We start from the raw sequence: 5,721 nt of genomic DNA on the forward strand, positions 1-5,721 counted from the left end.
GCGCCGGCGCGGTCGGCGGGTGCGCCCGGACTCGGCGCGCGAGCGGGCGGCCTGGGCGAGCACCGACGCGAGCAGCAGGCAGAGCACCAGCGCGACCGCGCCGGCGACGGCCGCGGTGCGGGCGACGGCCACCAGCTGCGACTGCTGCACCGGCCCCTCGACGAACACCACGTTCTCGGGGGTGGTGGCGGCGACCCGGCCGGCGGCGACGTCCTGCCGCTCGCGCGCCCGGTCGAGCCGGTCCTGGGCGGCGTCGCGGTCGGCGGTCAGCTGGTCGTACTCGGTGAGCAGCGGCACGTAGGTGGGCAGGGTCGCGCGCGCCCGGTCGGCCTCCGCGGCCAGCTCGCGGGCCCGGGACGAGTCGCCGGACGCGAGCGCGTCGACCCGGCGGGCGTCGAGGGTGTTCAGCTGGGTGAGCAGCGACTGGTACGCGCGGCCCGGGTCGGCCACGCCGGTGCGGGTGCCGAACTCGGTCAGCGCCGCGTCGGCGGCGGCGACCTGCTCCTGCGCGCGGGCCACGGCCGACTCGGCCTGCACCACCTCGCCCTGGAACACCTGCTCGAGGGTGGCGGTGGTGACGGCGCGCAGCACCGGCTCGACGTCGTCGCGGTCGGGGGAGGCGAACCGCACGACCAGCGAGGTGCTCTCGCCGGAGCGCGACACCTCGAGGTCGCGGCCGAGCCGCCGCTCCGGCACGCCGGTCTCGTCCGAGACCCGCGCGAGCAGCGGCGCCCCCGTCGCGATCGCCTGGAACGCCGAGACGTACTCGTTCGAGTTGACGCCGCCGGACCCCTGCGACGACGGGGTCGCGCCCGTGACCACCGGCTGCACCGTCGCGGTGCCCGTCCAGGTCGGGGGCTGCTGCAGCACCCAGGCGCCACCGGCGGCCGCCGCCAGCAGCGGTACCAGCACGATCCACCACAGGTGGCGCGCGCGCGTCACGTACTCGAGCGTCTCCACGTCCGTCCCCACCGTCGTCCTCGCGGCTCCCACCGCACCGGTCGTCACGCTACCTGCCGGGCGGCGGCGCCCGTCCGGCGTCCGGGGGAACCACCCGTCCCGCCGCCCGCGTCACCCGGCCGGGCGACCGCCGGCCCGGTGACCACCTGCCGGGCGACCGCCGGCCCGGCGCCCGCCGCGGCGGCGCAGCACCGAGCGCGCGAGCGCCCGGTCCTCCTCGGGGACCCCGAGCAGCAGCAGCGTGCCTCCGAAGGCGAGCAGCACCAGCGGGCCGCCCACCAGCGCCGCCGGCACCCAGTCGTCGGTCAGCGCCCGCACCACGAGGGCCACCGCCGCGGCCGGCAGCGCGGCGAGCGAGACCCGGCCCCACCCGGCGCCTCGGGGGACCATCCCGAGCGAGCGCACCTGGGCCAGCTTCGCGAGGTTCACCAGCACCAGCGCGGTGCTCCAGGCGATCGCCGCCCCGAGCACGCCGGTCACCGGGACGAGCAGCAGCGTCAGCACGACGTGCAGCACCAGCGCACCGATGTTGTCGGCCATCGACAGCACCACCCGGCCCGACATCGTCAGCACCGTCCCGCACGGCCCCGCGGCCGCGCTCACCAGCTGGCCGAGCGCGAGCACCACCGTCACCGCGGCGGCGTCCGGGTAGGACGGGCCGAAGAAGCCGAGCAGCTGCGGCGCGAGCACGAGCAGCAGGACGAAGGCCGGCGCCGACAGCGTCACGATCCAGCGGGTGGCGCTGCCGTACGCCTCCTGGGCCCGGGCGAGGTCGCCGCGGTGGTGCAGGTGCGCCATGTGCGGGGTGAAGGCGGCGTTCACCGGCGCCATCACGAACACGGCGAGCGTGACCAGCCGGGTCGCGACCGAGAAGGTGCCGACGTCGTCCTGGGTGGCGAGCACGCCCAGCAGCAGGGTGCCGGTCCAGATCAGGCCGTTGGCCGCGAGGTTCGAGACCCAGCTGACCGCGGAGAACTGGAGCATCGCCCCGGGCTCGTAGCGGGCGGGGGCGGGCTCGAGCCCGCGTCGCGCGCGCCGCACGAGCCGCAGCAGCCACCAGCCGGCGGCGCCGGCGGCGACCCAGGCGGTGAGCGCGCCCACGGCGAGCGCGTCGACGAAGTCGCCGCCCGCCGCCAGCACCGCCACCCCGAGCAGGCATCGCGCGACGGGTTCGCCGATGCGGCCGACCAGCGTGAACGGGCGCTGCGTCCGCCAGCCCTGGGTGGCCGACAGCAGCGCCTCGGTGAGGGTGAGGGCGGGGACGGTCACCGCGACGACGAGCAGGCCGCGGCGCAGGGCGGGGTCGTCCATGACGGCGGCGACCGCGGGTGCCGCGAGGGCGAGGCCGGTGCCGGCCACGAGCGCGACCAGCGCCGTGACGCCGAGGCCGAGGCGCAGCGTGCCGCGCAGCCGGCCCAGGTCGCGGTCCGCGAGCGCCGTCGCGACGTAGCGCGTCAGGCCGGCGCGCAGGCCGGCCATCGACAGCAGGGTCAGCAGCGACAGCACCGCGTAGCAGGTGGTGTAGCGCCCCACCTCGTCCGCGCCGGACCTCGCCAGCACCGTGAACACCACGAACAGGGAGAGCTGGGACGTGAACGCGCCGACCAGGTTGAGCAGGCTGCTGCGCCCCATCCGGGTGCTGACGGCGGCGCGCCCGTCCGCCCCGTCCGGCGGCTCGGGCGCGCGGTCGGGCGCGCGGTCGGCGTCAGTCTCGCCGGGCACGGGCGATCGCGGACGCGGCGGCCACCAGGGCGACCAGCGGCCACATGCTCACGACGTTGGACATCAGGTTCGCCCCGATGCTGCCCACCGAGAAGCAGGCGGCGACCCCGAGGGCGCCGGCGCCGACCGCGTGCTCGAGGGTGCCGCGGGCGCTGCGCCGCAGCGCCTGCCAGCCCGTCCGCAGCATGAGCAGGTGGATCGACAGGTACGCGACCAGCCCCAGCGCGCCGGTCTCGACGAGCGCGCGGACGACGTCGCCGTGCGGCTTCTTGGCCTCGTCGGTGCGCAGCTCGGTGGTGCCGAGCCCGATGCCGGTCACCGGGTTCTCCTGGACGAGCGGCACGACCTCGGCCCAGTAGTCGAGGCGCCAGCGCAGGCCGTTGCCGTCCTCCTCCGACTCGACCGACAGCGCCGCGTAGCGGGCGCCGAGGTCGGGCACCGCGGCGAAGGCGAGCAGGCCGGCGACGACGAGCACGACCAGGGTGCGGACCCGGCGCTGCGCGATCGCGACCACGACGACGCCGACGACCGCCGCCGCCACCGCCGCGCGGGTGAGGGTCAGCGCGAGGAACGCGGTCGACAGCGCGAGCACCAGCGCCATCGGCAGCTTGAGCCGCCGCTCGAGCGCGGGGTAGAGGGCGATGCCGAACACGATCATCACCGCGAGGAACCGCGCGAAGGTGTTGGACTGGTCGAACGGGCCGGTCAGCCGCAGCAGCCCGCTGCCCTCCTCGGTGGGCGGGTTCCCGAGCAGGTAGCCGAGCACCGTGTACCCGAGGGGCACCGCCAGGCCGGCGTAGACCGCCGCGATCACGCGCACGAGCGAGCCGCGGTCGGTGACGAGCTGCTCGACCACCACGAACATCGTGACGATGCTGAGCAGGCGCAGCACCTCGACCGCACCCGCCTGCGGGTGGTCGGAGCCGAGCACGCTGATGACGGCCGCCGCCCCGAACACCAGCAGGGCGGTGCGCAGCGGCGAGCCGCGCAGCGACCGCCCGGACGCGGCCTGCGCCGCCAGCCAGGCGAGCGCGGCCACGAGCAGCAGCACCGACAGCAGGCTGGCCGGGTCGAGCCAGCGCTCGACGCCGGAGTCGCCCCGCGACAGCTTCACCAGGTCGAGGCTGGAGCGGGCGGCCAGCGCGACCAGGACGAACGACGAGAACCGGGTGAGCGCGAGGGCGCCGAGCGCGAGCGCACCGGCGAGGGCGAGCGGGAGCACCGCCTGGGCGCGGTCGCCGTCGAGCAGGCCGACGGCGCTCACCACCGCGGCGGGCACGACGGCGAGGGCGACGACGACGCGGGCGGCCAGCGCGAGCCGCGGGTGGGCGGGTCGTCCGGCGTCACCCGCGGCGGGGTCCGGTGCGGGCTCGTCGGCCGGGACGGGTGGGCGCACCTGCGTCGAGCTCACGCGCACCTCCGGTCGCCGGTCGCGGCACCACCTGCCGGCGCCGTCGTCAGGGTAGCCGCGCGGACGCCGCCGCCGGCGGCGCGCGGGGGAGGACCACCGGACCGGGCGAGCGGGTCCGTCCGCATGCCGGAGCGCCTGGGCGGTGGGGGGCGCGGTCGCGTCTAGGCTCGGGCCCGACGAACGCAGACCGAACCGAGGAGACACCGTGGCCATCATCGAGGCCGTCGGCGCGCGCGAGATCCTGGACTCGCGCGGCAACCCCACCGTCGAGGTCGAGGTCGCCCTCGACGACGGCACCATCTCGCGCGCGGCCGTGCCCTCGGGTGCGTCGACCGGCGCGTTCGAGGCGGTCGAGCGCCGCGACGGCGACGAGTCCCGCTACCTGGGCAAGGGCGTGCAGGACGCCGTCGAGGCCGTCCTCGACACCATCGGCCCCAAGCTCGTCGGCTTCGACGCGCACGAGCAGCGCCTGGTCGACCAGGAGATGCTCGACCTCGACGGCTCCGACAACAAGGGCACGCTGGGCGCGAACGCGATCCTCGGCGTCTCGCTCGCCGTCGCCAAGGCTGCCGCCGAGTCGGCCCGCCTGCCGCTGTTCCGCTACCTCGGGGGGCCGAACGCGCACGTGCTGCCCGTCCCGATGATGAACATCCTCAACGGTGGCGCGCACGCCGACTCCGGCGTCGACATCCAGGAGTTCATGGTCGCCCCGATCGGCGCACCGTCGTTCAAGGAGGCGCTGCGCTGGGGCGCCGAGGTCTACCACTCGCTGAAGTCGGTGCTGAAGTCCGAGGGCCTCGCCACCGGTCTCGGTGACGAGGGCGGCTTCGCCCCGTCGGTGCCGAGCAACCGCGCCGCGCTCGAGCTGATCGCCCGCGCCGTCGAGAAGGCGGGCTACGACCTGGGCACCGACATCGCGCTCGCGCTCGACGTCGCCGCCACCGAGTTCCACGCCGACGGCTCGTACACCTTCGAGGGCGAGCAGCGCACGTCCGAGCAGATGACGGCGTACTACGCCGAGCTGGTCTCGTCCTTCCCGATGGTGAGCATCGAGGATCCGCTGTCCGAGGACGACTGGGACGGCTGGAAGGCGCTGACCGCCGAGCTCGGCGGCAAGGTGCAGATCGTCGGCGACGACCTGTTCGTCACCAACCCCACCCGGCTCGCGCGCGGCATCGGCGAGGGCGCGGCCAACGCGCTGCTGGTGAAGGTGAACCAGATCGGCTCGCTCACCGAGACCTTCGATGCCGTCGCCCTCGCCCACCGCAACGGCTACTCCTGCATGATGAGCCACCGTTCCGGCGAGACCGAGGACACCACGATCGCCGACCTCGCCGTCGCCACCGACTGCGGGCAGATCAAGACCGGCGCCCCGGCCCGGTCCGAGCGCGTCGCCAAGTACAACCAGCTGCTCCGCATCGAGGAGGAGCTCGACGACGCCGCCCGCTACGCCGGCGCCCAGGCCTTCCCGCGGTTCGCCGCGCGCAGCCAGGGCTGAGCCCCGTGCCCGCCCGCCGTCCGCCCACCCCGAGGAGCACCGCCTCCTCGGGGTCGGGCGCGCGCGGGCGGCGGCCGGAGCAGGCGCGTCCCCAGCAGGCGCGCCCCGCGCAGGCCAGGCCCGAGGCGGT

4 protein-coding genes are annotated in these 5,721 nt (G+C 76.1%); 1 reads left to right on the forward strand and 3 read right to left on the reverse strand.

Going from position 1 to position 5,721, the window contains the following annotated elements; translation table 11 throughout:
* From ACYVKY_RS19905 to ACYVKY_RS19915, 3 genes are all read right to left on the reverse strand, one after another.
* Nucleotides 1-972, reverse strand: a 972-nt coding sequence (locus ACYVKY_RS19905; RefSeq protein WP_460436727.1) for a Wzz/FepE/Etk N-terminal domain-containing protein, incomplete at its 3' end; no start/stop codon positions are given.
* Between the two features lie 99 nt (nt 973-1,071).
* Nucleotides 1,072-2,682 carry a lipopolysaccharide biosynthesis protein gene (locus ACYVKY_RS19910; protein ID WP_460436728.1) on the reverse strand — a complete coding sequence of 537 codons (1,611 nt, stop codon included), beginning with the start codon at nt 2,680-2,682 and terminating at the stop codon, nt 1,072-1,074.
* Complete coding sequence (locus tag ACYVKY_RS19915) at nt 2,666-4,093, reverse strand: O-antigen ligase family protein (protein ID WP_460436729.1); 1,428 nt, start codon at nt 4,091-4,093, stop codon at nt 2,666-2,668. Before ACYVKY_RS19915 ends, ACYVKY_RS19910 begins: the two co-directional genes overlap by 17 nt.
* Nucleotides 4,094-4,298: 205 nt before the next feature.
* On the opposite strand from ACYVKY_RS19915, the gene eno reads away from it, so the two are divergent.
* Nucleotides 4,299-5,591 (forward strand): phosphopyruvate hydratase, encoded by a 1,293-nt coding sequence (gene eno / locus ACYVKY_RS19920; protein ID WP_460436730.1) that lies wholly within the window; start codon nt 4,299-4,301, stop codon nt 5,589-5,591.
* Nucleotides 5,592-5,721: the final 130 nt, after the last annotated feature.

The sequence above is a fragment of the Angustibacter speluncae genome, from assembly GCF_054777815.1.